This window comes from Fusicatenibacter saccharivorans, from assembly GCF_015557635.1.
GTDB lineage: Bacteria > Bacillota > Clostridia > Lachnospirales > Lachnospiraceae > Fusicatenibacter > Fusicatenibacter saccharivorans.
In genome coordinates this window covers 76,936-102,967 of record NZ_JADNOP010000013.1, presented here as the reverse complement: position 1 = coordinate 102,967, position 26,032 = coordinate 76,936, and the positions used below count along the sequence as shown (strand labels likewise).

Here is a 26,032-nt window from a genome sequence, read left to right as displayed (position 1 = left end):
ACCAAAGGAGTGATGAAGCTATGGCAGTTTTCCGCGTGGAAAAGAACAAAGGTTATACGGTTATGAGCAACCACCATTTACGCAACAAGGAACTTTCTCTAAAGGCAAAGGGCTTGTTGTCGCAAATGCTCTCACTTCCCGAAGATTGGGACTACACCCTTGCAGGGCTGTCCCTTATCAACCGGGAAAGTATCGACGCTATCCGCACTGCTGTATGGGAGCTTGAAAAAGCCGGATATATCACAAGGCGGCAGGGACGCGACGAGAAAGGCAAAATGACCGCTATCGAGTACACCATTTACGAACAGCCACAGCCCCCGGCATTGGATTGTCCGGTATTGGAAAATCCAACAGCGGATAAGCCGATATTGGAAAATCCGACACCGGATAACCCGACGTCGGAAAATCCAACGCAATTAAATAAAGAGATACAAAAAACTAACTTACCAAAAAAAGAAAAATTAAATACAGATATATCAAGTACCCATTCCATTCCTTTCCATTCCCTAAATCCCTCTCCCTTAGAGGACGCGGCACAGCCGTCGGAACGGAAGCGAAAGGAAGCGACAGACGCATATAGCGTGTATGAGGAAATCATCAAGGACAATATCGAGTACGACTATCTGATACAGGACAGATACCTTGACCGGGACAGGATAGAGGAAATCCTTGCCCTTATTCTTGAAACCGTCTGCACAAAACGAAGAACAATCCGTATCGCCGGGGACGACCACCCGGCAGAGCTTGTAAAAGCAAAATTTATGAAACTGAACAGCGAACATATCCGCTTTGTACTGGACTGTATGCAGGAAAACACCACCAAAATCCGCAACATCAAACAGTACATGAAAGCTGCCCTTTTCAATGCCCCGTCTACGATTGGCAGCTATTACACGTCCCTTGTATCTCACGATATGTACGGCGGGCACACTATCCAGTCGGCAAGAAGCAGGGGCATACCCGATTACACCTGCAACGAGGGCGAAAGCCTGTAAACCAACCCAAAGGAGGATTTTATGATGACACAGAAAACAGGAGCTTTGATTTTTGATGAAACCGCTGACCGCTACGACATTCGCTTTGACGTAAACGACTATTACGGGGGCTTGCATTGCGGCGACTGCATGGAGGTCTTTGTGCGGGGCAAATGGAAGCCTACCCGTATGGAGTACGGGGACAACTGGTATCTTGTAGGTATTCGGGCGGCAGACCTTTCCGGGCTGCGGGTACGGATTTAACAGGGCGGCGTGAAAGCGGACGCTCTTTTTTCATGCCCGCCCCGCTTCCCGGCGGCGGGCATACCACCATAGAACACGAAAGGAGGACACCCATTGCAGGAGGAAACCAACGAAAAGACCATAGCCCTTTACATCAAGACAGGGAAGCTGACGGCGCAGCAGCTCCAAAAGGCTATGAAAGCCCTGCTTGCACAGATGAAAAAGCAGCATGACAAACAGAAAATCCCGCATGGAAAGCAGACCCTAAAGCAGCTTATGGAGCAGAACGCGGGCGTTTCCAACATTGAAATCACAAAGGACAATATCAAAGCCTTTGAGAGTACGGCGAAAAAATACGGGATTGACTTTGCCCTAAAGAAAGACAGCACCGAAACCCCGCCCCGCTATCTTGTGTTTTTCAAGGGACGGGACGCGGACGCACTGACCGCAGCTTTCAAGGAGTTTTCCGCAAAGAAGCTGACGCAGGAACAAAAGCCCTCTATCCGCAAGCTGATTGTTTCCCTCAAAGAAAAGGCGGCGGCTCTGAACGCACAGCGGGACAAAGTAAAAAACAAAGACAGGGGGATTGCAAGATGAACGCTATCAACTGGAAAAAATTGCTGCTTCCCAACATTCCTTATCTGCTCTTTGTGTATCTTTTTGATAAAGTCGGGCAAGCGGTACGCCTTGCGCCGGGGGCTGACCTTTCCGGCAAGGTACTTTCCCTTGCAGACGGCTTTTCCGCTGCCTTTGCAAACCCGTTTCCGAGCCTTGCCCCTATGGATTTACTGATAGGGTTTTTCGGCGCGGTGCTTATCCGGCTGATTGTCTATGTAAAAAGCAAGAACGCAAAGAAATACCGCAAAGGTATCGAATACGGCTCTGCCCGTTGGGGGACTGCCGAAGATATTAAGCCCTACACCGACCCGGTATTTCAGAATAACGTGCTGCTGACACAGACGGAACGGCTTACCATGAACAGCCGCCCAAAGCAGCCGAAGTATGCAAGGAATAAAAATATCCTTGTTATCGGGGGAAGCGGAAGCGGCAAGACGAGATTTTTTGTGAAGCCGAATTTAATGCAAATGCACTCAAGCTATGTTGTAACCGACCCGAAAGGAACGGTTTTAGTCGAGTGCGGGAAGCTCTTACAGCGCGGCGGGTATCGGATAAAGGTGCTGAACACGATAAACTTTAAGAAATCCATGCGTTACAATCCCTTTGCCTATCTCCGCAGCGAAAAAGACATTTTGAAACTGGTAAATACCTTGATTGCCAACACCAAAGGGGACGGGGAAAAAGCAGGGGAGGATTTTTGGGTAAAATCGGAACGGCTCTTTTACTGCGCCCTTATCGGCTACATTTGGTACGAAGCCCCGGAGGAAGAAAAGAACTTCACGACGCTGCTTGAAATGATAAATGCCAGTGAAGCCCGCGAGGACGACCCGGAATTTCAGTCCCCCGTTGACCTCATGTTTGAACGGTTGGAGGAAAAAGACCCGGAACACTTTGCCGTCCGGCAGTACAAGAAATTCCTGTTATCTGCGGGAAAGACACGAAGCTCTATCCTCATTTCCTGCGGTGCGCGGCTTGCCCCTTTTGACATTAAGGAGCTGCGCGACCTTATGGAAACCGACGAAATGGAGCTTGACACCATAGGCGACCGCAAGACCGCCCTGTTTGTTATCATCAGCGACACCGACGATACTTTTAACTTTGTCGTGAGTATTCTTTACACGCAGCTTTTCAATCTCCTTTGCGACAAGGCAGATGATGAATACGGCGGCAGGCTGCCCGTCCATGTGCGCTGTCTGTTAGACGAATTTGCAAATATTGGGCAGATACCGAAGTTTGAAAAGCTCATAGCCACCATACGAAGCCGGGAAATCTCCGCTTCAATCATTTTGCAGAGCCAGTCGCAGTTAAAAGCCATTTACAAGGACAACGCCGATACCATAGCCGGCAACTGCGACACCACCCTTTTCTTAGGCGGAAAGGAGAAAACCACCCTCAAAGAAATGTCGGAAATCTTGGGGAAAGAAACCATTGACAGCTTCAACACTTCCGAGAACCGGGGGCGGGAGGTATCGCATGGGCTGAACTATCAGAAGTTAGGCAAGCAGCTTATGACGGAAGATGAAATTGCGGTTATGGACGGCGGGAAATGTATCTTACAGCTACGCGGGGTGCGCCCGTTCTTCTCTGATAAGTACGACATTACAAAGCACCCCAACTATAAATATCTTTCCGACTATGACAAGAAAAATACCTTTGATATGGAAAAGCATTTAAGGCGCAGACCCGCCCTTGTAAAGCCGGACGAACCCTTTGACTATTACGAAATCAGCGAAGCAGATTTGCAGGAGGACACCGACCATGAATAGACGTATGCAGAAGAAAAAAGATAAGAAAATCACAGAAGCCATAAACGGGCTTGTTTTCATTGCCGAGCGACGGGAACAGCAACGGCAGGCAGCTATCCAGCAGTTTGTGAAACGGTGTGAAGCCCTGTATGAGCAGAAACGGGTGCGGCGGGAACTTTGATTTTACGGGAGGTTATACTATGAGCAGACAGAAAATAAAAACTGATGATATACGTCGTGAACGTTATTTTACAAAGATGATAGAAAATGCAGAAAACGCTCTGCGGGAGTATTTGCAGGAACGCGGAGGGGAACAGACCCTTTACGTTACCGAGTATATGCAGCGTAGGAGCTATCTTTTGGAATGACGAAAAATGTGTGTTCCCGGCTGAAAAGAAAGGAGGAATTGACGCAGTAACAAAGAAACAGACAACTTACAGAATACGCGCCCCTACTGGAAAATCCATAACGCCCACACTTAAAAACTGAATACCGCCGCGCGGCAGACACATAAGCAGCGCGGGGACTTATGACCGCGGCAGTTACAAAACTGACCGCCGTTTTTTATGCCCTTTTATAGGGCAAGCCGCATTTGCGGCAGAAAGGAGCTTTATGGAATTTTTTAACTCTGCTATCGACGTATTACAGACCCTTGTTATCGCACTGGGCGCAGGCTTAGGCATTTGGGGCGTTATCAATCTCTTGGAGGGATATGGAAACGACAATCCGGGTGCAAAATCACAAGGCATTAAGCAGCTCATGGCGGGCGGCGGCGTTGCCCTTATCGGCACTATCCTTGTACCGCTTCTTTCCGGTCTGTTCGGATAAGATTACGGAGGGTAGCCTATGGAGAGCATACTTGACGCGATTAACGAATGGATAAAGGAAATCCTTATCGGTGCGATAAACGGTAATCTGTCAACTATGTTCGGGGACGTAAATGAAAAAGTAGGCACCATTGCAGCGGAGGTAGGCAAGACCCCGCAGGGGTGGAACGCAAACATTTTCAGCATGATACAAAACCTGTCGGAAAATGTGATTGTACCCATTGCGGGGCTTGTCATTACCTATGTCCTCTGTTATGAGCTTATCAGCATGGTAACGGAAAAAAACAATATGCACGACGTTGACACTTTTATGTTTTTCAAGTGGTTTTTCAAAGCCTTTGTTGCCGTTTTCTTGGTAACACATACCTTTGATATTACTATGGCGGTGTTTGATATGGCGCAGCATATTGTGTCCGGCGCGGCGGGGGTAATCGGCGGCGATACGAATATCGACGTAACCGAAGCCCTTGCCGCCATGCAGGAGGGACTAAAAGATATGGAAATCCCCGAACTACTGTTACTTGTCATGGAAACGAGCCTTGTAAGCCTTTGTATGAAAATCATGTCCGTACTGATAACCGTTATCCTCTACGGAAGAATGATTGAGATATACGCCTACTGTTCCGTTTCCCCTATCCCTTTTGCCACCATGACAAACCGGGAATGGGGACAGATTGGGAACAACTACCTAAAGGGGCTGTTTGCACTGGGCTTTCAAGGCTTCCTCATTATGATATGCGTCGGCATTTACGCAGTTTTAGTAGGCGAAATGGTGGTAGCGGACAATCTGCACAGCGCGATTTTTTCCCTTGCAGCCTATACCGTTATCCTTTGTTTCTCCCTGTTCAAATCCGGCGCACTGGCAAAATCCATTTTCAATGCACATTAACACAGCACACGCGGGAAAGTCCCGCAGAAAGGAGGTTTTTTCTTGGCGTATGTACCTGTACCCAAAGACTTATCCAAAGTCAAAACAAAAGTCGCTTTCAATCTGACAAAGCGGCAAATCCTTTGTTTTTCAGTGGCACTTCTTATGGGACTGCCGCTTTTCTTTTTGCTCAAAGACAGCGCAGGGACGAGCCTTGCGGCAATGGCAATGATTGTCGTCATGCTTCCCTGCTTCTTGGTTGCCATGTATGAAAAGCATGGACAGCCCCTTGAAGTGGTTATAAAGAACATCATTCAGACAAAATTGACCCGCCCCAAAGTGCGACCGTATCAGACGGAAAACCTATATGCACTTTTGGAGAAACAGCGGGCATTAGAAAAGGAGGTATCAGCGATTGTCAAAAGGACAGACAAAAAAGACGCGGGAAACCGCAGGAAACAAGCGTAAGCTGACCCGCGCGGAAAAGAAACAGATAGCGGCGGTTATCCGGCAGGCAAAGGGGGACGGGAAAGCCCACACCGCACAGCAGACCATTCCCTATCTTGCCATGTACCCGGACGGTATCTGCAAAGTGGCACAGCGGAAATATTCAAAAAGCATTGCTTTTGAGGACATCAACTATCAGCTTGCACAGGCAGATGATAAGACCGCCATTTTTGAAAACTGGTGCGATTTCCTCAACTACTTTGACGCGAGCGTGAACGTGCAGCTTTCTTTCATCAATCAAGGCTCACAGCAGGAACAGGCAGCGCGGGCAATCCATATCCCGCCGCAAAACGACGATTTTAACTCTATCCGCACCGAGTATTCCGATATGCTGAAAGCGCAGCTTGCCAAAGGGAACAACGGGCTTGTAAAGCACAAGTACATCACGTTTTCCATTGAAGCGGACAATCCGGCGGCAGCAAGGGCGCGGCTTTCCCGTATTGAAACCGACGTACTCAACAATTTCAAGGTGCTTGGCGTATCGGCGCACCCCTTATCGGGCTATGAACGCTTAAAGGTGCTGCATGGGGTATTCCACCCGGCAGGCGAGCCGTTCTCATTCTCTTATGACTGGCTGACCCCGACGGGGCTTACCACAAAGGACTTTATCGCCCCGTCCTCTTTCAAGTTCAGGGAGGGACGCTACTTTGCTATGGGGAAAAAGACGGGGGCGGTATCGTTCCTTGAAATCCTTGCCCCGGAGCTAAACGACCGTATCTTAGCGGATATGTTGGACTTGGAAACAGGGGTTATTGTCAATCTCCACATTAAAAGTATCGACCAGTCGGAAGCAATCAAGACCATTAAGCGCAAAATCACAGACCTTGACAAGATGAAGATTGAGGAACAGAAAAAAGCGGTTAGAAGCGGTTACGATATTGACATACTCCCGTCCGACCTTGCCACTTTCGGAAATGAAGCAAAGAATTTATTGCAGGATTTACAGAGCCGCAACGAGCGAATGTTTCTTCTCACGTTCCTTGTGGTAAACATGGCAGACACGAAGCGGAAACTGGAAAATGACATTTTCGCGGCGGCGGGCATTGCACAGAAATACAACTGCGCCTTGACCCGTCTTGACTATCAGCAGGAAGCGGGGCTGATGTCCTCTATCCCTTTGGGGGAGAACCTTATCCCTATTCAGCGAGGTTTGACGACGAGCAGCACCGCTATTTTTATTCCGTTCATCACACAGGAGCTATTTCAGACCGGGGCTGCCCTTTATTACGGGCTGAACGCTTTAAGTAATAACATGATACTCTGCGACCGCAAGCAGCTTAAAAACCCCAACGGGCTTATCTTGGGAACACCGGGCAGCGGAAAATCCTTTGCGGCAAAGCGGGAAATCACAAATGCCTTTCTCATTACCGACGACGATATTTTTATCTGCGACCCGGAAGCCGAGTATTTTGCCCTTGTAAAGCGGCTTGGCGGGCAAGTGATACGATTATCCCCGACCGGGAAAGGCATGGACGGTACGCCCCAATATGTGAACCCTATGGATATGAACCTTAATTACAGCGAGGACGACAGCCCCCTTGCACTGAAAAGTGATTTTATCCTGTCCCTCTGCGAGCTTGTCATTGGCGGCAAGGAGGGCTTGCAGCCCGTTGATAAGACCGTCATTGACCGCGCCGTAAGGAATGTGTACCGGGACTATCTTGCTGACCCTGTACCGGAAAAAATGCCTATTTTGGGCGACCTTTACGACGAGCTGTTAAAACAGCCGGAGCCGGAAGCTGCCCGTATTGCGGCGGCGTTGGAACTGTATGTTTCCGGCAGTCTTAACGTGTTCAACCACAGAACTAACGTGGAACTTTCTAACCGCCTTGTCTGCTTTGATATTAAGCAGCTTGGAAAACAGCTCAAAAAATTAGGTATGCTCATTGTGCAAGACCAGATATGGAACCGCGTTACCATTAACCGGGCAGAAAAGAAATCTACCCGCTACTATATGGACGAATTTCATTTGCTCTTAAAAGAGGAACAGACCGCCGCTTACAGTGTGGAGATTTGGAAGCGTTTTAGAAAATGGGGAGGTAAACAGGCACAGTCCCTACAATCTTGCAAATGGGGATTGTGTATGCCGTCTTAACCGAAGCCGAAAAGAACGGTTAAGAATATCAGCGGAGAAGAAAACGGGAAAGGTTTTGCAATCCTAATCCGAGTGGAAGTGTCAAGGTAATACTTGATACACACGCAACGCATAGGGCTTGACCCCCGGTTTGCAATAGCCGGGAATATAACAGCCCCACGAGGCTCCGCTATCGTTTCGGTCTGCGGCATAAACCGCAGGATAAAAAGATATGCTATGCCGGGTATGAACAGACATACCGCTGAAAATGGGCGAAAGCCCCGGAGGGACAGATAAAAAACTGTCCGCTAATCACACAACAGATACCCACAGCTATCACGCAGAACATCAAGGACTTGCTTGCTTCCCGCGAGGTGGAAAATATCTTTGAAAACTCTGATTTTGTCCTCATGCTCAATCAGGCGCAGGGCGACCGGGCTATCCTTGCAAAGCAGCTAAATATCAGCCCACAGCAGATGAAATATGTAACCCACACCGAAGCAGGCGAAGGACTTATCTTTTACGGAAATGTGGTGCTGCCCTTTGTAGACCATTTCCCGAAAGACACCGAGCTTTACCGCATTATGACGACGAAGCCGGAGGAAGTGAGCAGCCTATGAAACAGTTAAAACCACGCGATAAAATCACACAGAAAATGACCCGCGACGGTGCGGTGGAAGTCAACGAAACACAGCAGACCGCCGAGCGTATCAGCAGCCGGGAAGCAGACAGCAACTTTTCACAGCCGGACACCGCTACCGCAGAGCGCGTCATGGAACACCTTGACGCAGCCCATACCCGAAAGGCAAGCAAAAAGGCAGTCAAGAAAGCGCAGGAAGCTACCGTTTTGCGTACTTCCACTTCCCGCTTGCAGTTTACCGACGAGGAACGGGCAACGCCGGAACTGGAAACTTACATCAAAAAATCAGAAAAAGCAGCCGACAAACTGGACGCGGCAAAGGCAGCTCTCCCGAAGCAGAAGAAACTGGTAAAAGAGCGCACCTTTGAGGAAGCCACCGGAAAGGCAAAGACCCGGCTTCACTTTGAGGAACAGGAAAAGCCCCTACCCGGCGGCAAACCCCACAATAATCCGTTATCCCGCCCCGCGCAGGAAGCGGGTATTTTTGTTCACAACAAAATCCACAGCGTCGAGAAAGACAATTCCGGCGTGGAGGGCGCGCACAAATCGGAGGAACTTGCCGAGCGCGGCGCAAGGTACGGGACGCAGAAACTAAAACAGGGCTACCGCAGCCATAAGCTGAAACCCTACCGGGAAGCGGCAAAGGCAGAACGGGCAGCGTTTAAGGCAAACGTCAATTTCCAGTATCACAAAGCCTTGCAGGAAAACCCGCAGCTTACAAGTAATCCCTTTTCCCGGTTCATGCAGAAACAAAAAATCAAACGCCAGTATGCAAAGACGGTAAAGAAAGGCGGCGCAGCTACCGCCAAAGCAGCCGCCGGAGCGTCCCAAACAGCAGCAAAAAAAGCGGCTGCCTTTGCAGGGCGACACCCGGCAGGCGTGATAATCGCTATCACCGCGCTGCTTCTGTTCATCATGGTATCGGTAGGGCTTTCCTCTTGTGGGGCAATGTTTTCCGGCAGCATGAACAGCGTGTTAGGGACTTCCTACACGTCCGAGGACAGCGACCTTGTGGCAACGGAACAGAGCTATGCCGCAATGGAAAACGAGCTGCAAAGTGAGATTGACGCTATCGAAAGCACCCACAGCGGCTATGATGAATACCGCTATGACCTTGATACTATCGGGCATAACCCACATGAGCTTGCGTCTTATCTGACTGCCCTTTTGCAGAGTTATACCCCGCAGAGCGCACAGGCAGAGCTAAAGCGGCTGTTCGGCTTACAGTACACCTTGACGCTGACGGAAGAAATCGAGATACGCACCACCACCGACGAGGAGGGCAACGAGGAAGAATACGAATACCGTATCTTAAATGTGAAACTGACAAACAAGCCGATTGCTTCCCTTGCGGAAGAACTGCTGAACCCACAGCAGTTTGAAATGTTCAAAGTGTACTTACAGACACAGGGCAACAAACCGCTGATTTTTGGCGGCGGCTCCCCCGACGGTAGCCCGTCCGAGGATTTAAGCGGCGTAGAGTTTGTAAACGGCACACGTCCCGGAAACCCGGAGCTTATGGAGCTTGCAAAGCAGCAAGTGGGAAATGTGGGCGGCTACCCCTATTGGAGTTGGTACGGCTTTAACAGCCGCGTGGAATGGTGCGCCTGCTTTGTGTCATGGTGCTACAATCAAGCCGGAAAAAGCGAACCCCGCTTTGCAGGCTGCGAATGGCAAGGCGTTCCCTGGTTCCAGTCAAGGGGACAATGGGGCGCGCGGGGCTATGAGAATATCGCACCGGGCGACGCTATCTTTTTCGACTGGGATTTAGACGGTGTTGCCGACCATGTGGGGCTTGTGCTTGGCAGGGACGGCAGCCGCGTCTATACCGTTGAGGGCAATTCCGGCGACGCCTGCAAGATAAAAAGCTACGACCTCAACTATCAATGTATCAAAGGCTATGGGCTGATGAACTGGTAAGCAGCCCCAAAAAGAAAGGAGAATTTACTTTATGGCAAACAAAAAAATTGACCGTATCAATAAGGAAATCGCAAAGACCCGCGAGAAAATCACAGAATATCAAAACAAATTAAAAGGACTGGAAGCGCAGAAAACCGAAGCGGAAAACCTTGAAATTGTGCAGCTTGTACGCGCTATGCGTATGACCCCACAGGAACTTAACGCCATGCTCAAAGGCGATACTATCCCCGGCATGACAGCCACAGACTATGAAGAACAGGAGGAAAATGCAGATGAAGAATAAATTCAAACAGACCATGACAGCCCTTTGTGCCGCCCTTATCCTTATGGGCGGTTTTTCTGTCCCTGCCTATGCACAGGGGACAGCCACAGAGCCGCCTACAGAGGACGCGACCAACGACAGCAATGTAGTTGTGGAGGAAAAAGAAGAAACGCCGCCCCTTACCCCAAAGGGCAACGCAACACTGGTGGACGATTTCGGCGGCAATAAGCAGCTTATCACTGTTACCACCAAAGGCGGCAATTATTTCTATATCCTCATTGACCGGGCAGCCGAGGGGGAACAGACCGTACATTTCCTTAATCAAGTGGACGAAGCCGACCTTATGGCACTGACCGAAACCGGGGAAGCCACGAAAAAACCGGAAGTCTGCAACTGTACGGAGAAATGCGAAGCCGGAAAAGTAAATACGTCCTGCCCTGTATGTGCAACTACTCTGACAGGCTGCACAGGCAAAGAACCTACCCCAACACCCACAGAGCAGCCGGAAGAACCGAAAGAAAAAGGGGGCAATCCCGGCGCGGTGCTTGCCTTAGTCCTCTTTGTGCTGCTTGGTGGTGGCGCAGTGTTCTACTACTTTAAGTTTGTAAAACCGAAGCAGAACGTGAAAGGAAACACCGACCTTGAAGATTTTGACTTTGAGGACTACGACGAGGACGAGCCGGAAGCAGATACCGGGGAAACTTCCGAAGATGAAGAAACGGAGGAAGAAACCCTATGACCCTGTTTACCGACAATCCCTTTGAAAAGATGATGATACAGAAACCGAACAGGCGGCGTGATAATGCGCCGCCTGTTCTTTATCCCCCGGCTTGTGCTTCCTGCCCTTATAAGGGACAGTCCCCTTGTGTGGGGTACTGTATCAGAAAGATTGAAAACAAACAACCGACAGAACGATAAAAAGATATACTTGCGATATGGAATATGATATAATTGTTCCAACCATAGGAAATGACAGAGTTAAACAAATTTGAAGTTGAGGAAAAGAAAGAATGGAAGATAAAAAGATATTGCTTGATAATATTGATAAAATTCATACAACCGAAATGGGAATTGATAGAATTAAAAGAAACCTAAAAATAGATACAGCAGATGTTGTTGAGTATTGCAAAAATAAGGTGTTGGATAAAAATTGCAATATATACAAACAGGGTAAAAATTGGTATTGCGAAGTTGAAAATATCAAAATTACTATCAATTCATATAGTTATACAATTATCACAGCACATATTGTTAAGTAAAATCGGACTTTGGAGTGAAATTATGGACTATATAATACGAGAAATGAGAAGTGAAGAATACTGTTTATTAAGTGATTTTTTGTACGAAGCGATTTATATTCCAGAAGGAATTGAACCGCCACCTAAATCAGTAATAGAATGTCCAGAATTACAAGAATATATCGTTGAGTTTGGAAATCGAAAACACGATAAAGCCTTAGTTGCAGAAATGCAGGGAAATGTAATAGGAGCTATTTGGGTAAGAATTATGAATGATTATGGACACATTGATAATGATACTCCATCGCTTGCTATGTCTGTCCACAAAAAATACAGAGGATTAGGCATTGGAACTTCATTATTGAAACAACTATTACAGGTAGAAAAATTGGCTGGATATTCAAAAATATCCTTATCCGTTCAGAAAAGTAATTATGCAGTCAAGATGTACGAGAAAGTGGGATTTACTGTTGTTGATGAAAATAATGAGGAATATATTATGATTGTAAATCTATAACCGAAAGCTACAGTTTGTCAAATTATTTTACTATTTCATATCGCACAATTTTATACAATCACTTGTAGGAGCAATCGAAAAATCGGTTGCTCTTTTCTTTTACCCGAAAGGAGGAACTTATATTTGATTTTAGTTATTGCAGAAAAGCCCAGTGTGGCGCAGACAATCGCTGCCGTACTTGGGGCAAAGGAAAAGAAAGACGGATTTCTCACAGGAAGCGGCTATATCGTTTCTTGGTGCGTAGGACATTTGGTAGGGCTTGCGGAAGCTGCCGCCTACGGGGAACAATATAAAAAGTGGAGCTATGACAGCTTACCGATTTTGCCGCAGGAATGGAAGTACACCGTTGCTTCTGACAAGGAAAAGCAATTCAAAACCCTAAAAGAGCTTATGCACCGGGCAGACGTTTCCGAAGTCGTCAATGCCTGCGACGCAGGGCGCGAGGGAGAACTCATTTTCCGTTTTGTCTATGAAATGGCGGGCTGCAAGAAACCTATGCGCCGCCTTTGGATTTCCTCTATGGAGGACAGCGCAATCAAAGAGGGCTTTTCCCGTCTGAAGAACGGCGAGGAATACGACGCGCTCTTTGCTTCCGCATTATGCAGGGCAAAGGCTGACTGGTTAATTGGTATCAATGCCACCCGCCTTTTCTCTGTCCTTTACAATCATACCTTGAACGTGGGGCGCGTACAGACCCCAACCTTAAAAATGCTTGTTGACCGGGACGCAGCGATTACCACTTTCAAGAAAGAAAAATACTACCATGTGCGCCTTGCCTTATCCGGCGCGGAAGCTGCAAGTGAAAGAATTTCAGATAAGGCAGAAGCAGACGCATTAAAAACGACTTGCGAAGCGTCAAAAGCAGTCTGTACTTCCCTTTTGAAAGAGAAAAAGACCGCAGCCCCGCCGAAACTCTTTGACCTTACTTCTTTACAGAGGGAAGCAAACCGCCTGTTCGGATATACGGCAAAACAGACCCTTGACCTTGCACAAGCCCTGTATGAAAAAAGACTTCTTACTTATCCGAGAACAGACAGCAGCTATCTTACTGACGACATGGGCGACACAGCGGCGGGCATTATTAAGCTGCTTTGCGGAAAATTTTCTTTTATGGCGGGAAAAGACTTCACGCCGGAGCTTGGAAAGGTGCTGAACAGTAAAAAGGTATCAGACCACCATGCCATTATCCCTACTATGGAGCTTGCAAAGACCGACCTTGCAGCGCTGCCGGAAAGCGAAAGAAATATCCTTACTCTTGCCGGGGGGCGTCTTATTATGGCGACTGCTGTACCGCATACCTTTGAAGCGGTTACAGCAGTTTTTGAGTGTGCCGGACAGTCCTTTACCGCAAGGGGAAAAACGGTACTGTCCGACGGGTGGAAAGAGATTGACCGAAAATACAGGACAGCCTTAAAGAACAAGCCCGAAACGGACGACGCAGACAGCGACACAGAAAATACCCTGCCGCCATTTACCGAGGGACAGACCTTTGAAAATCCGGCGGCAACGGTAACGGAGCATGACACAACACCGCCAAAACCTCACAACGAAGCGTCGCTGCTCTCTGCTATGGAGCGCGCCGGAAACGAGGACACCGACCCGGACGCAGAACGCAAAGGGCTTGGAACTCCCGCCACCCGCGCCGCCGTCATTGAAAAACTGGTAAAGGGCGGCTTTGTGGAGCGAAAAGGCAAGCAGCTACTTCCCACAAAGGACGGTATCAACCTTGTGTGCGTCCTGCCGGACACCTTGACAAGCCCGCAGCTTACCGCAGAATGGGAAAACAATCTGACGCAGATTGCAAAAGGCAAGGAAGACCCCGCCGCATTTATAGAGGGTATTGAGGATATGGCGCGGGAACTGGTAAAGACCTATCCGTTTCTTTCTGATGATAAAGCGCAGATGTTCAAGCCGGAACGGGAAGCGTTGGGAAGCTGCCCCCGCTGCGGTTCTCCTGTCTATGAGGGAAAGAAAAACTACTATTGCAGCAATAAGGAATGTAGCTTTACCATGTGGAAAAATGACCGTTTCTTTGAAGAACGAAAAGTAACCTTTACCCCAAAAATTGCCGCGGCACTCTTAAAATCCGGCAAGGTAAATGTGAAAAAGCTCTATTCCCCAAAGACGGGCAAAACCTACGACGGAACTATCGTATTGGCTGATACGGGCGGGAAATATGTCAACTACCGGGTGGAGCTTCCGAAGAAAAAATAACTGAATAGCAAGCATAGGAAAAGAGTACCCTTTTCCGTAAAATCCCTGCTTTCTCTACCGAGAACGGCGGGGATTTTTGCTTGTTGGGAAGTGTCCCAAACCCTCTGAAATCTTGAAAAAATATATAAAATCTTTGGCAAAAAGGCGGGCGGCAGGGTACTGAATGATGAAACAGGAAAAAGCAGCGTCCGCGCTGCCTTTGGGAAAGGAGGTTACACATGGCAAGTTTACGGGACACCGTAAAGGACTATCAAGAAGAATTAAGGGACGGTATCGCTTGGGTGGCGTTTTGGAAAACGGGACGCTCTTGGAACGCAGAATATTTCCACCTTGAAATGGGCGACTACCTTTACCCGGAGGACAGAAGCCGTATGGAAGAAATCAAGCAGGCTGACCCTGCCGCCGTTGTGGTAAACGGTTATTATTCCGGCTATCTTGGCGAGAATATGAACCTTGACGAGCTGACCGCCGGAGTGCGCCGCCACTACGAAAACGGATATAGCAATATCGGGGAATTTATCGAAGCCCACGACGACAGGCTGCCGCCGGAGCTTATTGAGGAAGCAAGAGCCGCCGCCCACGCTGCGGGGCTTCCTTTCTCTGAAAAAGCCTACCGGGACGGCGAAGAACCCGACCCCTATCTATTTGACGGGAGCATGAGCATGGAGGACTACGAACTTATGCACCGCATGATTGAAAACGAAAGGAGTGAACGCATGGCAGAAACGATTTTAAGCGGGTATCTTTCTAATCTTGGAAAGTACACCGAGGGCAGACCTGCGGGCGAATGGGTATCATTCCCCACGACTGCCGAGCATTTGAAAGAAGTCTTTGACCGTATCGGCATAGACGGCAAAAACTACGGGGAGCTGCATATCACAGAATATCAGTCCTCTATTTCGGGACTGGCAGGAAAATTGACCGAGCTTGAAAGTCTTGACGAGCTGAACTATTTGAGCGAACTTTTGAAAATGCAGTTTGACGACGACCGGGAAAAATTTGTTGCAGCTATGGCATACGGCGACCATACAAGGGACTTGCAGGACATTATCAATCTTGCACAAAACCTTGACTGTTACTGGCTTTACCCGTCCATAAAAAGCGAGGAAGATTACGGGCATTATCTGATTGAAGAACTGGACGAGTTGGAGCTGCCCGAAGAAGCAAAAAACTATTTTCTCTATGAGGAATACGGACGGGACGCTGCTATTAACGACGGGGGCAGATTTACCGAGCAGGGCTATATCTACAATAACCGCAACACCTTTACAAAATGGTATGACGGGCGCGACGTGCCGGAGGAATACCGGGTAACGCCGCAGCCGTCAGTACAGGAAAAGGAGCAGGCAGACCTTGACGCTTCCGCAGCCATACAAACCGCCGCCACAGAGCCACCCCCGGTTCTCCCGATTATCCTATCTTCTGAAAAGCCCGCCGATAAAATGAAAGAGATTACCGACCGACTGGAACAGGGAATTTTAGGACTGTATGAAAGCGACCGTTACGCCGATTATCTGCGTACTATGTCTAAATTCCATGATTACAGCCTTAACAATACAATCCTTATCGCCATGCAGGGCGGCAATCTTGTGAAAGGCTATAAACAATGGGAAAAAGAATTTGACCGTCATGTAAAGCCGGGAGAAAAAGCTATCAAGATACTTGCGCCGTCCCCGTTTACCGTCAAGAAACAGGTGGAAAAAATCGACCCGGACACCCAAAAGCCTGTTTTCGATAAAGACGGGAAGCCTGTTACCGAGGAAAAGGAAATCAAGATACCCGCTTTTCGTGTGGTATCTGTCTTTGATATTTCACAGACCGAGGGAAAGGAGCTTCCTGCCCTTACCTATGAGCTGACAGGCAACGTGGAACAATACAAGGACTTTTTCGCTGCCCTTGAAAAGACTTCCCCCTTTGCTATGGGATTTGAAGCACTAAGCGGCGGCGTAAAAGGACGCTGCAATTATGAGGAAAAGCGTATCATCATCAACGAGGGTATGGACGAATTGCAGAATATCAAGACCGCAATCCATGAAATCGCCCACGCCACGCTGCATGATACCGCCCTTGCCATGCCGGAACGCCCCGACCGCCGCACCCGCGAGGTACAGGCGGAAAGCGTCGCCTATGCGGTCTGCCAACATTACGGGCTTGATACGTCGGACTATTCTTTTGGATATATCGCCGGGTGGAGCAGCGGAAAAGAACTTGCAGAACTGAAAGGCTCTCTTGAAACAATCCGCAGCACAGCCGCAAGTCTGATTGATACCATAGACGGGCATTTTGCAGAAATCCAAAAGGCACAGGATAAGGAACAGACCACCGAACAGGCGCAGCCCGCACAGGAAGCCGCCAAACAACCCGAAGCAGAAGCAGCCGCGCCGGAGCTTCCCGAAGAAATAGCCCCGGTACAGGAAAAAGAAGCACAGCCGGAACAGGCTGCACCCGCCCCTTATTACACTATCAATGAAGCTGCCGCCAAACGCGCAAAGGATATGAACAGCTTTTCCGATTATAAGCAAGGCAGCGCGACGGCTGAATACAGGCATTACGTTGATGAAGCCGTACAGCTTGCAGAAAGGCAGAAACAGCGGGTAGACCCGATGTACCATGAGAAAATCGACAGCCTGCTTGACACCTACGCCCGGAAACTGGCGGCGAACATGAACAAGGGCTATGAGATTGACGCGCGTGTTCCCTCTATCCTGATTGCGGGCGGCTCTAACTTCCCCACAAGGAAGAAAGAAAAGCAGAACGCAGCCCGCGACAGCAATTACCGGGAATGGCAGGACATACAAGGGCTTCTTGATAAAATCCGCAGCACCGGCATGGGCGGTATCAGCGCAGACGACCCGCAGGCAGTACAGAAGTTAGAAAAGAAACTGGAAAACCTTGAAAAATCACAGGAAACCATGAAAGCCGTAAACGCCTATTACCGTAAGCATAAGACCCTTGACGGCTGCCCGCATTTACCGCCGGAGGAACTGGAAAAACTGAAAGCGGACATGGCGAGCAGTTGGCATTTGGAGGACAAGCCCTTTGCGACTTGGGCGTTATCCAACAACAGCGCAGAAATCCGGCGTGTAAAAGACCGTATCAAATCCCTTTCACAGCAAAAAGAAATCGGTTTTGTCGGTTGGGAATTTGACGGCGGCAAGGTGGAAGCAAACACCGAAGCGAACCGACTGCAAATCTTCTTTGAGGATAAGCCGGACGAAGCCACGCGGGAAGCCTTAAAAAGTAATGGCTTCCGTTGGTCGCCAAAAGCAGGGGCATGGCAGCGGCAGCTTACCAGTAACGCCTACTATGCGGCTGATTATGTGAAAGCGATTGCACCCCTTACCGGGGAAAAGCCTACCGAGTTACAGCGGGCGCATATCCGGCAACAAAAGGTAGCTGCACAGGAACAACCAGTACAGGAGCAGCCGGAACAGGAAGCCCCACAGGACAAAGACACCTTTTCCATTTATCAGATAAAAGGCGGGAACGAAACAAGGGACTTGCGCTTTGAACCTTACGACCGTCTGACTGCCACAGGACACCGGGTAGACCCGAAAAACTATGCCCTTGTCTATTCCGCAGAGCTTACGCCGGGGACTTCCCTTGAAGATATTTACACCCGCTTTAATATCGACCACCCGAAAGATTTTAAGGGACACAGCCTTTCCGTTTCCGACGTGGTGGTGCTTCATCAGAACGGGCAGGACACCGCCCACTATGTAGACAGCTTTGGTTATAAGGAAGTGCCGGAGTTTTTCAAGGAGCAGGAAAAAGCCCTCATTCCCGATGACTTGGAAACGGGCGAAACAATCAAAACACCGAGGGGGACTTTCTATGTAACCGCCATGAGCCGCGAGCAAATGGAAGCTGCCGGATATGGATTGCACCACCAGTCCGACGACGGAAAATATTTGATTATGGGGAACGGCACAAGGGCTTTTGCTGTTCCCGTTCAGCCGGAAAACTATCTGAAAGCTGCCGAGCAGACCACAGAGCAAAATTACAACATGATTGACGGGCAGATAAATAACACCCCGACCGTCGCAGAACTGGAAGCAAAGGTAAAGGCAGGAGAAACCATTTCCCTTGTTGACCTTGCGGAAGCTGTCAAGGCTGACAAGGAACGCGGCAAGGCGGCGAAAACGGAAAAGAAGCCCTCTATCCGGGCGCAGCTTAGAGCAGACAAAGAAAAGACCGCGCAGAAAAAAGCGGCAAAATCAAAAAATCACGAATTGGAGGTATGAACATGATTAGACTGACCGTTGAAGAAACAAACCTGTTGAGCATTTACAATGAGGGCGGCAAGCGCGGGCTTATGGAGAACATCAACGCTGCGCTGCCATTCATGGACGAGGATATGCGGGAACTTGCGAAACGTACCCTTGCGAAAATCGCACCTCTGACAGAAAATGAGTATGTGGAGCTTGCCATTTTCGCCGCTGATGAAGTATGACCGGGGTTAAGCGGCTTACGCCGCCCCAAAGCCGGAAAGTCAACAGCCTTGTAAAAAAGGAGTGCTGCAACTGCGATAACGGACACTGTATTTTACTGGACGACGGGGAGGAATGTGTCCGCCCGCAGCTTATTTCCTATTCGCTTCTTTGCAAATGGTTTCAGACCGCCGTATTGCCCCTTGATAAGCTGCTGTATGCAGAGCTTTTCAAGACCGAGGATAAAAAGCGTTGTACCGAGTGCGGAACTTCTTTTGCGTCCACCTCTAACAGCGTCAAATACTGCCCGGACTGCCGGAAGCGTATTACCCGCAGACAGGCAGCGGAGCGCATGAGAAAACGGCGCGCCCTTGTTACGCAGTAGGGGCAAAAAAAGTCTTGATTTAAGGGGATTTCAGTGTTTGAAAATGACGCGGCAAGGGTTTTATACCTTATTCCCTAAAAATGGCGTTCTATTGCGTAACAGATACCAAAAATGCACCTACATAAAACAGGGCGCGGACAGTCTTTTGTTAGCTGTCTGCGCCCTGTTTTTTTACTTTATTCGTGCAGTTCTTCTATATCCTTTATTCGGTTTCCCGATAGGATATACAGCTCTCCATTCTCTACCCTTATAACCAAAGTATCATTTTCTTCGGAATAAGTTCCATATTCCACACATTCTATATATCCGATAAGTGTATTTCCGTCCTCAAAAGTAATTTGGATTTTACTGTCTGCGTCAATATAAGTTTCCACGCCATAACTGCCGTTTTCTAATGTTATTCTGTAACATGGTGTAATACCAACCATTTTCATAATTATTCCCGTTCCTTTCCTTTTTCCCGTTCCGGCTCTTTGCCTTGCCGCAAAATGCTGTCTATGTTCCGTTTGATAACGTCGTATTCCTTGACCTGTTTTTTCAGCTTGCCATAATCAGTGTAAAGGGCTTCTTTCTGCGCTTGGAGCTTCCCGTATTCTTCCTGCATGGCGGCAAGATTGGGGAGCTTGGTAACGCCCGCCGCTTTCAATGCCTTTGCCGCCGCTTCATGGAGTATCAGACTGCTTTCCTGCTTTGCCCGGTATGCGTCCTTATCCTTTGCCCTGCGGTATGCTTCATAGACGGGTTTTGTCTTTTGGTAGGTGGTAACGTGCTTCATCAGCACCGCCATATCAGCAAGACGTTTTTCCACGCTCTTTAATGCGTCTGCTGTCTTTTCATTTTCCGCATTTATTTCTTCAATCCGGCTGACTAAATCTGCGTACTGTTCAATCTTATGTTCCGTCAAGAAATTCATAGTCTTTGCAGCCAGTTTCAGATTATGGATTTTCGCCCACTGTTCATAGCCCCGGCTCTCTTGTGCCTTGATACTGTTTTCAATGTCGATAAGCAGCGATACGCCGCGCTGCTCTTTGGGAGCTTTCGCCGCCTTTGTGCGCTTGCCTGCAATCCGTTCTTTGATTGCTTCCTCTGTATAGTCTGCACCGAGAGTTTTTAAGCGGGTAAAGCGTTCCTGTCCGGGAGCGCGGCAGGAGATATATTTTCCAGTCTTTATCTCATAGCCCGCTGCCTGTAACCGCTGCAACAATTCTTCAAAACTTGCCACTTGGGGGATAAGCGTATCAACAGCAATTTTCAGCTTGCCTTTCCAACTTGTACCGACCTTTTCCGCTTGATATTCCGCATAGCTCTTTCCCTTGCTGCCTTTGCCCGGAACGACAACAGACAGCCCGTTTTCCCGACACAGCCTATCACTCATGTTCCGTATGCCGTAGTAGCTGCGCTTATTGGAATTGTACTTATGGTAGTCAACAAAATTGACCGCACAAAAAATGATATGGTTATGGATATGCCCTTTATCTATGTGGGTAGTCAAGACGTATTCATGCTGTCCCTTTGTTACTGCGTCGGCAAGCTGTTTTCCTATTTCGTGGGCTTTCTCATAATCTACTTCTCCCGGCTCAAAGGACTGTATCAAATGGTGGGCGAGATTGTTCCCTTTCTCTATGGCTTGTGCAAGCGTAAATCCAAATTCAATGTCTGCCGTTTCATAGCTGCACCCAAAAGAGGACACAAGCATTTTCCCGTCTGTTTTATCCGGGTTTTGGATATAGTCAAGGGCTTTGCTCAACGTGCTTTTAATAGGCTTAATCTTTGTAACCGCCATATCTCCGCAAGCACCCCCTTTATTTCCTCTATGTCCTCTTGGTAGACGCTGCTTGTCGCATTGACACGCTTTGCAATCTGATTGATATTAACCCCGATTTTCTGTATCTCCGCAGTCATAGCTTTTATGTCGCTATGGTCTGTCTGAATGATATACCCGTCAATGGCAATCTTGCGAAGATACGCCGCCATGTTCCGGGTTGGTACGAGCTTCATTTTCTGCTCAATCAATGCCCGTTCTTCCTCTGTTACATAGAATTTGATTTGTACTTTTCTTTTGCGTCCGTTCATGCAATCGTTCCTTTCCGTTCCGAGGGTTTGGGACACTTCCCAACAAGCAATTTTCAACCGACGCACCGCAGGACGGGAGGGCGAAAATACGGAAAAGGGTACTCTTTTCCTATGCTTGCTACGAAAGTTTTTTCCTCACTGGTTACTACAATGCAATGCTCTATATGCCAAAAAAGAGCAAAAGAAAAACGCTGCAATCTACAAAGATTACAACGCTTCCTAATCCTATTTAATTTTACTGGACACATTTATTTGTCCTCTTTTTCGACTTCTGAAATTTCTTTTGCAGTTGCTGTTACAATCCGTATGCCGTTATCGCTCATTTCATCAAGCAGAGCGTCAAGCTGCCGCCGCTTTGTATTTTTTTCGGCAGGCGTATCTAAAAGAAACTGGTCTACGGATATATTGTAACGGAGCATAAGCTCAAAAAAGATTTGCAGACTGGGGTGCTGTCCTTTATTTTCAATATTCGCAAGGTAACGAGGGGAAATATACATTTCATCACTTACCTGTTTGCGGCTTTCCTTGCGTCCCGTCCGCGCAGATTTTATCGCTTCTCCAAATGCTTTGAAGTCATATTTTTCTACTGGTCTTTTTGCCATATTTATTCACCCAGTTACATTTTACTGTTCACTTTTTGTTTTGGATATGCCTACACTGTTCACATTATTAGCTTAAATAATTCCTATTATGCAATGAACAAAAAGAAGTAACGGGTAAAATGAAAAAAGCAGGGTTACCCCTGCTTCCTCTGTACCTATTGCGGTATCATTAGCGCGACTTTGAAGCCGCCATATTTACTATGGTCTATTGTAACAGTTCCTCCATGACCATTCACAATCTGCTTTACAATCAATAACCCTAAACCATGTCGCTGTTCGGTGGTGTTCGTATCACAGACCATATAATGCGGTGCATGATTGAGTTTTTTTATTTGTTCATCAGAAGCACCTATGCCATTATCCTCAACACAGATAATACACTTATTATTGTCTGCGACAACTGATACATAAATCGTGCAACCGTTTTCATTATGGCTTATGCTGTTCTGAATAAGGTTTGAAATTGCGCGTTTTAATAAATTTTTATCTACGCTTATATTGCAAACTGTTAATTTTTCGTCTGTGTTCCATTTCATCGGAAATCTATCATCAATATCCATATTCATAAAATCCACAACTACTTGTCGGACAATAGCAACTGCATTTTCCTGTTTTTTTACCAGTGGTTGCATATCGTATTCAAGTTTTGAAGCAAGATTGAGATTGCTAATCAAATTTTTCATTCTCTTACTCTGCTTCACAATAACAAAAGCCTTTTGGCGTTCAGTTCCCGAAAGATTAGGAGAATTTTCTAACTGTTCGGCATATCCCATAACCATTGATAATGGTGTTCTAATATCGTGAGAAACTCCTGCTATCCAGTTTGCTCTTGCTGTTTCTTTCTTTCTTAACTGTTCCTGCTGTTTTTGCAAAATATCAGAAGTACAGTTGATATTAGCTGAAATTTCAGAAAGCAATCCTTTTTCTGAAACGTGGACACACGCCCCGGCAGATAAATCTTGTATTCCTTTTGTAATCGGCTTTATTGATTTTAGAAGTTTGATATTGGCTATTACATAGATTGCAAGAATGAGCGCAACATTGATAAATAACACTGTTAAAACCGTTTTCGGCAAATCAGCAATCAGACTGTAATCCCAACTGGGCTGTATATGTTTCCAAAAACTTTTTTGCGGAAATCCGAGAACAACGATACCATTTTCATGTTTCCCCGTATAGGTTGGGTAACTGTCAAGATAACCGACACTCAAATTTGCTATATCAGACAAAGTATAATCGTTTGGAATAGTGGCAGGTACATTTTCTGTTTTCCATACAACCTTACGGCTATCATCTTCAATCAAAATCGCCCATATATCATTTTCCGCTAATCTTGCAGATATATCTTCTGACAGCATATAGTTTCCGCTGTCTGTCGCTTTTAACGCTGTTCCCGTTTCCTTAGCTATACTGTAAGGAGATGTATTTTCATCAGGAATTTTGCTTGCCATAAGTGCCACAAATGCAATCACATTTATAATCACTATGAGGATAGAGCTTAACAACAAAATGCCCACAAAACGCCGTATAAGTTTTGGCACACTTTTCATACTATTTGCCCTCCACATTCAACTTGTAACCTAACCCCTTAATCGTTACTAAGGAAATCGGCTGCGAGGGGTTTTTCTCTATCTTTTCTCTGATACGGCGTATATGCGCCATTAAAGAATTTTCATATCCAAAAGGATTATTGCCCCACGCCGCTTCACACAATGCGTCAATCGTTACAATGCGTCCTGCGTTACGGTATAAGGCAGAAAGTAAATCATGCTCCTTTGCTGTCAACGGGATATGTTCATTATTCTTTATCACTTCTGCGCGAGAAAAATCAATCTGACTATATTTTAACTGCACAAGGGGATTGTCGCCCTTATAGCTTCTTCTTAAAATCGCCATTACACGAAAAACAAGTTCTTTTGGCAAAAACGGTTTTACTATGTAATCATCTGCGCCTAACCCGAAACCGCGAAACTTGTCATCATCTTCGCCGCGTGCAGTAAGGAACAAAATCGGATAATCGCCATTCATCTTTAGCTGTTCCATTAAATCAAATCCGCTACCGTCCGATAACATCACATCAAGTATTGCTAATTCCGGGGGGGATTTTTTTGCTTGCACTATGGCTTCCTCTATGCTTTTTGCTGTATTTATATGATGAAATCCGTATTCATCAAGAATGGAATGAACCATATCTAATAACTCTTGTTCATCATCAACAAGCAGTATATGTTTATCTAACAGGTAATCATTGCTCATGGTAAAAACCTCCCTTCATTTTTACATTGTACCACAGAACTATGAAATTTTTTAGTCTGCTACAAAATGTAAGGTAGATGTAAGGTAGGGAGAATGTTATCGCAAGGTTCATGTTATATCATAGAAGCAACGAAAGGAGATGTTTCTATGAACTATATTATCACAACAGAGCAGTTGACAAAAAAATACAAATCTTTTGTTGCTGTCAATGATGTTACACTTCACATTCGGAAAGGGAGTATTTATGGCTTTCTTGGTCCGAATGGCGCAGGAAAATCTACAACTATGAAAATGCTCTTGGGCTTGACTGCCCCTACAAACGGTAGTTTTACAATAGACGGAAAACAGTTTCCTACTGACCGTATTGCTATTTTGAAAGAGGTTGGCTCATTTATTGAGTCCCCGTCTTTTTATGCAAATCTAACGGGAAAAGAAAATCTTGACATTATACGTCGTATTTTAGGTTTGCCCCAAAGCACAGTTGATGACGCATTAGAGCTTGTCGGTCTTTCAGAGTTTGGTAACCGTCTTGCAAAAAAATATTCTCTTGGTATGAAACAAAGATTAGGGCTTGCCGGAGCATTGCTTGGCAGACCGCCTATTTTGATTTTAGACGAACCTACAAACGGACTTGACCCGTCCGGTATACATGAAATCCGAAATCTGATTAAGTCCCTGCCTGACCTCTACGATTGCACCGTCCTTATTTCTTCTCATATGCTGTCTGAAATAGAACTGATAGCAGACGACATAGGCATACTCAATCATGGGCGGCTGCTATTTGAAGGCAGTTTAGACGACTTGCGACAACACGCCCTGCAATCCGGGTTTGCTACTGATAATTTGGAAGATATGTTCCTGTCTATGGTTGAGAAAGACAATGCCAGCAGGAAGCAGAGGGCAAAACTATGAGGACGTTTGTAATCGAACTTCGGAAAGAAAAACGGACAGGCGTTATTCCTTTGATGATTGCCATTGGCGTTTTAGGCGCAGCATACGCCTTTGTCAATTTTATTGTCCGAAAGGACACGTTACTAAACTTGCCATTAGCTCCTATGGACGTTTTACTTACGCAGCTTTATGGTATGATTATGGTCTTAAATATGTTTGGTATCATAGTCGCCGCCTGTATGATTTATAACATGGAATTTAAGGGAAGCGCCGTCAAAAAAATGTATATGTTACCCATAAGTGTTCCCACCATGTATCTATGTAAATTTTTGATTTTGACTATCATGCTGTTAATTGCAGTATGCTTTCAAAATATGGCACTTGCGAAAATCGGTGTAACAGATTTGCCAAAAGGCACATTTGAAGCGCACACTTTAATATCCTTTGCCGGATATTCCTTTCTTACATCAATGCCCGTATTATCCTTTATGCTTTTCATAGCGTCCCGCTTTGAAAATATGTGGGTTCCGCTTGGTATCGGTGTGGCAGGATTTTTAAGCGGTATGGCATTGGCAACATCTGAAATTGCGCTATTCATGGTACACCCTTTTGTGGTTATGCTAAAGCCTGCTATTGCCATGAGTGCCCAGCCGGATATTGCAGTTGTAATTGTGTCTATGATTGAAACAATCCTATTTTTATGTGCCGGATTGTGGTCTGCAAAGAAACTGCGTTATGAATAAGGAGG

28 protein-coding genes and 1 pseudogene are annotated in these 26,032 nt (G+C 46.9%); 23 read left to right on the top strand and 6 right to left on the bottom strand.

The annotated features are described in order from the left end of the window. Positions 1-20 precede the first annotated feature (20 nt). The 21 genes and pseudogenes from I2G42_RS11915 to I2G42_RS11820 all read left to right on the top strand — a co-directional run bounded on the left by I2G42_RS11915 (position 21) and on the right by I2G42_RS11820 (position 19,462). A complete protein-coding gene (locus I2G42_RS11915) occupies positions 21-995 on the top strand; it encodes a DUF6017 domain-containing protein (RefSeq protein ID WP_131780860.1) in 975 nt (324 codons plus the stop codon). Between the two features lie 24 nt (positions 996-1,019). Continuing rightward, a complete protein-coding gene (locus I2G42_RS11910; RefSeq protein ID WP_004611927.1) occupies positions 1,020-1,238 on the top strand; it encodes a DUF5348 domain-containing protein in 219 nt (72 codons plus the stop codon). Positions 1,239-1,331: 93 nt separating this feature from the next. Beyond that, positions 1,332-1,814 carry a PcfB family protein gene (locus I2G42_RS11905; protein ID WP_131780861.1) on the top strand — a complete coding sequence of 161 codons (483 nt, stop codon included), beginning with the start codon at positions 1,332-1,334 and terminating at the stop codon, positions 1,812-1,814. Then, complete coding sequence (locus I2G42_RS11900) at positions 1,811-3,601, top strand: VirD4-like conjugal transfer protein, CD1115 family (RefSeq protein ID WP_131780862.1); 1,791 nt, start codon at positions 1,811-1,813, stop codon at positions 3,599-3,601. The genes I2G42_RS11905 and I2G42_RS11900 overlap by 4 nt, the downstream gene beginning before the upstream one ends. Beyond that, positions 3,594-3,761: a hypothetical protein gene (locus I2G42_RS11895; RefSeq protein ID WP_018112834.1), complete on the top strand. Its 168-nt coding sequence runs from the start codon at positions 3,594-3,596 to the stop codon at positions 3,759-3,761. The genes I2G42_RS11900 and I2G42_RS11895 overlap by 8 nt, the downstream gene beginning before the upstream one ends. 19 nt (positions 3,762-3,780) lie before the next feature. Further along, complete coding sequence (locus I2G42_RS11890) at positions 3,781-3,948, top strand: hypothetical protein (RefSeq protein ID WP_165483585.1); 168 nt, start codon at positions 3,781-3,783, stop codon at positions 3,946-3,948. A 244-nt stretch (positions 3,949-4,192) separates the two neighbouring features. After that, complete coding sequence (locus I2G42_RS11885; RefSeq protein ID WP_009906233.1) at positions 4,193-4,408, top strand: Maff2 family protein; 216 nt, start codon at positions 4,193-4,195, stop codon at positions 4,406-4,408. Between the two features lie 18 nt (positions 4,409-4,426). Then, positions 4,427-5,296 carry a VirB6/TrbL-like conjugal transfer protein, CD1112 family gene (locus I2G42_RS11880; protein WP_021434685.1) on the top strand — a complete coding sequence of 290 codons (870 nt, stop codon included), beginning with the start codon at positions 4,427-4,429 and terminating at the stop codon, positions 5,294-5,296. Between the two features lie 42 nt (positions 5,297-5,338). Further along, the gene (locus I2G42_RS11875; protein ID WP_018112831.1) at positions 5,339-5,743 is read left to right on the top strand and encodes a PrgI family protein; all 405 of its coding nucleotides are present in this window, start codon (positions 5,339-5,341) and stop codon (positions 5,741-5,743) included. After that, positions 5,691-7,853, top strand: a pseudogene (locus I2G42_RS11870) (VirB4-like conjugal transfer ATPase, CD1110 family); the annotation flags it as partial. The gene I2G42_RS11875 and the pseudogene I2G42_RS11870, both read left to right, overlap by 53 nt. 359 nt (positions 7,854-8,212) lie before the next feature. Continuing rightward, the gene (locus I2G42_RS11865) at positions 8,213-8,476 is read left to right on the top strand and encodes a hypothetical protein (protein ID WP_025579741.1); all 264 of its coding nucleotides are present in this window, start codon (positions 8,213-8,215) and stop codon (positions 8,474-8,476) included. 152 nt (positions 8,477-8,628) lie between these two features. Further along, positions 8,629-10,416 (top strand): CHAP domain-containing protein, encoded by a 1,788-nt coding sequence (locus I2G42_RS11860; RefSeq protein WP_426743728.1) that lies wholly within the window; start codon positions 8,629-8,631, stop codon positions 10,414-10,416. A gap of 31 nt (positions 10,417-10,447) precedes the next feature. Next, positions 10,448-10,699: a DUF4315 family protein gene (locus I2G42_RS11855; protein ID WP_195531092.1), complete on the top strand. Its 252-nt coding sequence runs from the start codon at positions 10,448-10,450 to the stop codon at positions 10,697-10,699. Beyond that, on the top strand, positions 10,689-11,417 hold the full coding sequence (locus I2G42_RS11850) for a DUF4366 domain-containing protein (RefSeq protein WP_018112826.1): 729 nt from the start codon (positions 10,689-10,691) through the stop codon (positions 11,415-11,417). Before I2G42_RS11855 ends, I2G42_RS11850 begins: the two co-directional genes overlap by 11 nt. Further along, positions 11,414-11,596 (top strand): hypothetical protein, encoded by a 183-nt coding sequence (locus I2G42_RS16435; protein WP_018112825.1) that lies wholly within the window; start codon positions 11,414-11,416, stop codon positions 11,594-11,596. Before I2G42_RS11850 ends, I2G42_RS16435 begins: the two co-directional genes overlap by 4 nt. Before the next feature lie 92 nt (positions 11,597-11,688). Continuing rightward, on the top strand, positions 11,689-11,937 hold the full coding sequence (locus I2G42_RS11845; protein ID WP_005921256.1) for a DUF3781 domain-containing protein: 249 nt from the start codon (positions 11,689-11,691) through the stop codon (positions 11,935-11,937). A 22-nt stretch (positions 11,938-11,959) separates the two neighbouring features. Next, positions 11,960-12,433, top strand: coding sequence for a GNAT family N-acetyltransferase (locus I2G42_RS11840; RefSeq protein WP_009905261.1), 474 nt, complete (start codon positions 11,960-11,962; stop codon positions 12,431-12,433). Between the two features lie 123 nt (positions 12,434-12,556). Continuing rightward, positions 12,557-14,647, top strand: a complete 2,091-nt coding sequence (locus tag I2G42_RS11835; protein WP_131780863.1) for a DNA topoisomerase 3 — start codon at positions 12,557-12,559, stop codon at positions 14,645-14,647. Between the two features lie 218 nt (positions 14,648-14,865). Then, complete coding sequence (locus tag I2G42_RS11830; protein ID WP_131780864.1) at positions 14,866-18,891, top strand: antirestriction protein ArdA; 4,026 nt, start codon at positions 14,866-14,868, stop codon at positions 18,889-18,891. Between the two features lie 2 nt (positions 18,892-18,893). Then, entirely contained in the window at positions 18,894-19,100 is a 207-nt protein-coding gene (locus tag I2G42_RS11825; protein ID WP_074034202.1) for a transposon-transfer assisting family protein, read from the top strand. Continuing rightward, positions 19,097-19,462 carry a cysteine-rich VLP domain-containing protein gene (locus I2G42_RS11820; RefSeq protein WP_195531091.1) on the top strand — a complete coding sequence of 122 codons (366 nt, stop codon included), beginning with the start codon at positions 19,097-19,099 and terminating at the stop codon, positions 19,460-19,462. The genes I2G42_RS11825 and I2G42_RS11820 overlap by 4 nt, the downstream gene beginning before the upstream one ends. Positions 19,463-19,638: 176 nt before the next feature. On the opposite strand, the gene I2G42_RS11815 is transcribed toward I2G42_RS11820, so the two are convergent. The 6 genes from I2G42_RS11815 to I2G42_RS11790 all read right to left on the bottom strand — a co-directional run bounded on the left by I2G42_RS11815 (position 19,639) and on the right by I2G42_RS11790 (position 24,393). After that, positions 19,639-19,896, bottom strand: coding sequence for a hypothetical protein (locus I2G42_RS11815; protein WP_074088176.1), 258 nt, complete (start codon positions 19,894-19,896; stop codon positions 19,639-19,641). Positions 19,897-19,898: 2 nt separating this feature from the next. Then, positions 19,899-21,245: a relaxase/mobilization nuclease domain-containing protein gene (locus I2G42_RS11810; protein ID WP_131780865.1), complete on the bottom strand. Its 1,347-nt coding sequence runs from the start codon at positions 21,243-21,245 to the stop codon at positions 19,899-19,901. Then, complete coding sequence (locus I2G42_RS11805) at positions 21,206-21,535, bottom strand: plasmid mobilization protein (RefSeq protein ID WP_131780866.1); 330 nt, start codon at positions 21,533-21,535, stop codon at positions 21,206-21,208. Before I2G42_RS11805 ends, I2G42_RS11810 begins: the two co-directional genes overlap by 40 nt. Positions 21,536-21,783: 248 nt before the next feature. Next, positions 21,784-22,137, bottom strand: coding sequence for a helix-turn-helix domain-containing protein (locus I2G42_RS11800; protein ID WP_131780867.1), 354 nt, complete (start codon positions 22,135-22,137; stop codon positions 21,784-21,786). Positions 22,138-22,292: 155 nt separating this feature from the next. Further along, positions 22,293-23,687: a sensor histidine kinase gene (locus I2G42_RS11795; protein ID WP_131780868.1), complete on the bottom strand. Its 1,395-nt coding sequence runs from the start codon at positions 23,685-23,687 to the stop codon at positions 22,293-22,295. A 1-nt stretch (position 23,688) separates the two neighbouring features. Further along, entirely contained in the window at positions 23,689-24,393 is a 705-nt protein-coding gene (locus I2G42_RS11790; protein ID WP_131780869.1) for a response regulator transcription factor, read from the bottom strand. A 147-nt stretch (positions 24,394-24,540) separates the two neighbouring features. Here I2G42_RS11790 and I2G42_RS11785 point away from each other — a divergent pair, with 147 nt between their 5' ends. Together I2G42_RS11785 and I2G42_RS11780 are read left to right on the top strand one after the other, a co-directional pair. Then, the gene (locus tag I2G42_RS11785; RefSeq protein ID WP_131780870.1) at positions 24,541-25,305 is read left to right on the top strand and encodes an ABC transporter ATP-binding protein; all 765 of its coding nucleotides are present in this window, start codon (positions 24,541-24,543) and stop codon (positions 25,303-25,305) included. Further along, positions 25,302-26,027, top strand: a complete 726-nt coding sequence (locus I2G42_RS11780; RefSeq protein WP_055152836.1) for an ABC transporter permease — start codon at positions 25,302-25,304, stop codon at positions 26,025-26,027. The genes I2G42_RS11785 and I2G42_RS11780 overlap by 4 nt, the downstream gene beginning before the upstream one ends. Positions 26,028-26,032 lie beyond the last annotated feature (5 nt).

Coding starts and splice junctions, on each gene's coding strand:
- I2G42_RS11915 (WP_131780860.1), top strand. CDS start 21: ATGGCAGTTTTCCGCGTGGAAAAGAACAAAGGTTATACGGTTATGAGC.
- I2G42_RS11910 (WP_004611927.1), top strand. CDS start 1,020: ATGACACAGAAAACAGGAGCTTTGATTTTTGATGAAACCGCTGACCGC.
- I2G42_RS11900 (WP_131780862.1), top strand. CDS start 1,811: ATGAACGCTATCAACTGGAAAAAATTGCTGCTTCCCAACATTCCTTAT.
- I2G42_RS11895 (WP_018112834.1), top strand. CDS start 3,594: ATGAATAGACGTATGCAGAAGAAAAAAGATAAGAAAATCACAGAAGCC.
- I2G42_RS11890 (WP_165483585.1), top strand. CDS start 3,781: ATGAGCAGACAGAAAATAAAAACTGATGATATACGTCGTGAACGTTAT.
- I2G42_RS11885 (WP_009906233.1), top strand. CDS start 4,193: ATGGAATTTTTTAACTCTGCTATCGACGTATTACAGACCCTTGTTATC.
- I2G42_RS11880 (WP_021434685.1), top strand. CDS start 4,427: ATGGAGAGCATACTTGACGCGATTAACGAATGGATAAAGGAAATCCTT.
- I2G42_RS11860 (WP_426743728.1), top strand. CDS start 8,629: ATGGAACACCTTGACGCAGCCCATACCCGAAAGGCAAGCAAAAAGGCA.
- I2G42_RS11855 (WP_195531092.1), top strand. CDS start 10,448: ATGGCAAACAAAAAAATTGACCGTATCAATAAGGAAATCGCAAAGACC.
- I2G42_RS11850 (WP_018112826.1), top strand. CDS start 10,689: ATGAAGAATAAATTCAAACAGACCATGACAGCCCTTTGTGCCGCCCTT.
- I2G42_RS16435 (WP_018112825.1), top strand. CDS start 11,414: ATGACCCTGTTTACCGACAATCCCTTTGAAAAGATGATGATACAGAAA.
- I2G42_RS11845 (WP_005921256.1), top strand. CDS start 11,689: ATGGAAGATAAAAAGATATTGCTTGATAATATTGATAAAATTCATACA.
- I2G42_RS11840 (WP_009905261.1), top strand. CDS start 11,960: ATGGACTATATAATACGAGAAATGAGAAGTGAAGAATACTGTTTATTA.
- I2G42_RS11830 (WP_131780864.1), top strand. CDS start 14,866: ATGGCAAGTTTACGGGACACCGTAAAGGACTATCAAGAAGAATTAAGG.
- I2G42_RS11825 (WP_074034202.1), top strand. CDS start 18,894: ATGATTAGACTGACCGTTGAAGAAACAAACCTGTTGAGCATTTACAAT.
- I2G42_RS11820 (WP_195531091.1), top strand. CDS start 19,097: ATGACCGGGGTTAAGCGGCTTACGCCGCCCCAAAGCCGGAAAGTCAAC.
- I2G42_RS11815 (WP_074088176.1), bottom strand. CDS start 19,896: ATGAAAATGGTTGGTATTACACCATGTTACAGAATAACATTAGAAAAC.
- I2G42_RS11810 (WP_131780865.1), bottom strand. CDS start 21,245: ATGGCGGTTACAAAGATTAAGCCTATTAAAAGCACGTTGAGCAAAGCC.
- I2G42_RS11805 (WP_131780866.1), bottom strand. CDS start 21,535: ATGAACGGACGCAAAAGAAAAGTACAAATCAAATTCTATGTAACAGAG.
- I2G42_RS11800 (WP_131780867.1), bottom strand. CDS start 22,137: ATGGCAAAAAGACCAGTAGAAAAATATGACTTCAAAGCATTTGGAGAA.
- I2G42_RS11795 (WP_131780868.1), bottom strand. CDS start 23,687: ATGAAAAGTGTGCCAAAACTTATACGGCGTTTTGTGGGCATTTTGTTG.
- I2G42_RS11790 (WP_131780869.1), bottom strand. CDS start 24,393: ATGAGCAATGATTACCTGTTAGATAAACATATACTGCTTGTTGATGAT.
- I2G42_RS11785 (WP_131780870.1), top strand. CDS start 24,541: ATGAACTATATTATCACAACAGAGCAGTTGACAAAAAAATACAAATCT.
- I2G42_RS11780 (WP_055152836.1), top strand. CDS start 25,302: ATGAGGACGTTTGTAATCGAACTTCGGAAAGAAAAACGGACAGGCGTT.